Raw genomic sequence first — 1,803 nt, 5'->3', positions numbered from 1 at the left:
CCCCGCACAATGTTCCCGCACGAAAAATAGCAGCTAACCGACGCGGTGTCGCACTTCCCACACCCGTCCCCCGTCGAGCGGGGGCGTCACCCACGGGTGACGCCCCGTCGTCGTCTGCCTGGGCACTGTCGTCGTCACCACGTCTTCCGGCGAGCCGCGCGACCCGACGTCGTCGGGCGGTTCGCGATCCGGTGGGGAGCGGTGCCGAAGGCCCAGGAACGGCGGAACGGCGCCGATTTCGTTCGACGCCGTGTTCCGTGTAAAGTTTTCCGCGCTGCCCCGATAGCTCAGTCGGCAGAGCGTCTCCATGGTAAGGAGAAGGTCAAGGGTTCGATTCCCTTTCGGGGCTCTGTGGTGACGCGGGGTCGTCTTGCTGGAATACTGGCGAGACGACCTCGCGTTCAGTCACGCGGCGGGGTAGCTCAGATGGTTAGAGCGCACGACTCATAATCGTGAGGTCGCGGGTTCGATCCCCGCCTCCGCTACCACTTTCGACAACCTCGTACGGCGGCCGGCGTCGTGCGACCTGCACAGCACATGCGCCCTCCGGAGGCGCGAGAGGTGGCTCACAACCGTGGCAAGCAAGAGCGCTGACGTTCGCCCCAAGATCACGCTGGCCTGCGTGGACTGCAAGGAGCGCAACTACATCACGAAGAAGAACCGTCGCAACGACCCGGACCGCCTGGAGCTCGCGAAGTTCTGCCCGCGCTGCGGCAAGCACACCGCGCACCGCGAGACCCGCTGAGCCTCCGGCTCCGCGCCCGCGCACCGCAGTGAGCGTCAACCTGGCCTACGTCGGCCGCGAGTACCCCGCCAACGCGCCGTACTCGGTAGGACGCGAGAAGCTGCGGGAGTTCTCCGGCGCCGTCGGCGCCACCCACCCCGTGCACCACGACCTCGTGGCGGCGCGGGGTGCGGGCTATCCGGACCTCGTCGCACCTCCGACCTTCGCGGTCGTCGTCGCCCAGCGGGCGGAGGGGCAGCTCATCGAGGACCCGGGGGCGGGCATCGACTTCTCGCGCGTCGTCCACGCGGACGAGCGCTTCACGCACCACCGGCCGATCGTCGCGGGCGACGAGCTCGTGACCGTGCTGCACGTGGACTCGATCGTCGAGCGGGCCGGCCTCGCGATGGTCACCACGCGCTGCGAGATCGCCGCGCTCCTGCCCGACGGCGGCACCGAGCCGGTCTCGACCGTCACCTCCACCCTCGCCGTCCGCGGGGAGGGCGCATGAGCACCGACGCGAACCCGACACCCACGCGCCCGGCTCTCACCGATCTGGCCGTCGGCGACGTGATCGGCACGCGCACGGTCGAGGTCGACCGCGCCCGCCTCGTGCGGTACGCCGGCGCGAGCGGCGACTTCAACCCCATCCACTGGAACGACGCCTTCGCGGCGGAGGTCGGCCTGCCGGGCGTCATCGCGCACGGCATGTTCACCATGGGCGCCGCCGTGGCGCTGGTCGAGGACTGGGCCGGGGACCCGGGCGCCGTCGTCGACTACCAGACGCGCTTCACCCGCCCCGTGCCGGTGCCGAACCCCGGCGTCGCGACGCTCGAGGTCACCGGGACCGTCGGTGCGATCGACGCCGACGCCGGCACGGTCCGCGTCGACCTCACGGTCGCGTTCGAGGGCGCGCGCGTGCTCGGCAAGACCCAGGCGGTCGTCCGCCTCTGACCCGCGGTCGCCCTGGGCGACGACGGGCTCCTGATGCCACGTGGGGGGGGGCGCCCCCGCGCGGCGGGGGGGGGGGGGGGGCGGGAGCGGGCGGGTCGGCGGGAGAGCGCGGGCTGGGGCGCGCC

General features: G+C 71.8%; 3 protein-coding genes and 2 tRNA genes. All 5 read left to right on the top strand.

Translation table 11 applies throughout. The features are described 5' to 3' along the window. Positions 1–276: 276 nt before the first annotated feature. The 5 genes from ACFWH7_RS19810 (at position 277) to ACFWH7_RS19790 (ending at position 1,678) form a co-directional block, all read left to right on the top strand. Positions 277–349, top strand: a tRNA-Thr gene (locus tag ACFWH7_RS19810). A gap of 62 nt (positions 350–411) precedes the next feature. Further along, positions 412–488, top strand: a tRNA-Met gene (locus tag ACFWH7_RS19805). A gap of 86 nt (positions 489–574) precedes the next feature. Next, a complete protein-coding gene (gene rpmG, locus ACFWH7_RS19800; RefSeq protein ID WP_021482899.1) occupies positions 575–745 on the top strand; it encodes a 50S ribosomal protein L33 in 171 nt (56 codons plus the stop codon). Between the two features lie 28 nt (positions 746–773). Continuing rightward, positions 774–1,235 (top strand): FAS1-like dehydratase domain-containing protein, encoded by a 462-nt coding sequence (locus tag ACFWH7_RS19795; protein ID WP_378219175.1) that lies wholly within the window; start codon positions 774–776, stop codon positions 1,233–1,235. Next, the gene (locus tag ACFWH7_RS19790) at positions 1,232–1,678 is read left to right on the top strand and encodes a MaoC family dehydratase (protein ID WP_378219173.1); all 447 of its coding nucleotides are present in this window, start codon (positions 1,232–1,234) and stop codon (positions 1,676–1,678) included. The genes ACFWH7_RS19795 and ACFWH7_RS19790 overlap by 4 nt, the downstream gene beginning before the upstream one ends. The last annotated feature ends 125 nt before the right edge of the window (positions 1,679–1,803 follow it).

Origin of the sequence: Cellulosimicrobium cellulans (assembly GCF_042723955.1) — a bacterium.
Taxonomy (GTDB): domain Bacteria; phylum Actinomycetota; class Actinomycetes; order Actinomycetales; family Cellulomonadaceae; genus Cellulosimicrobium; species Cellulosimicrobium cellulans_H.
This window is presented reverse-complemented; position numbering and strand designations above follow the sequence as displayed.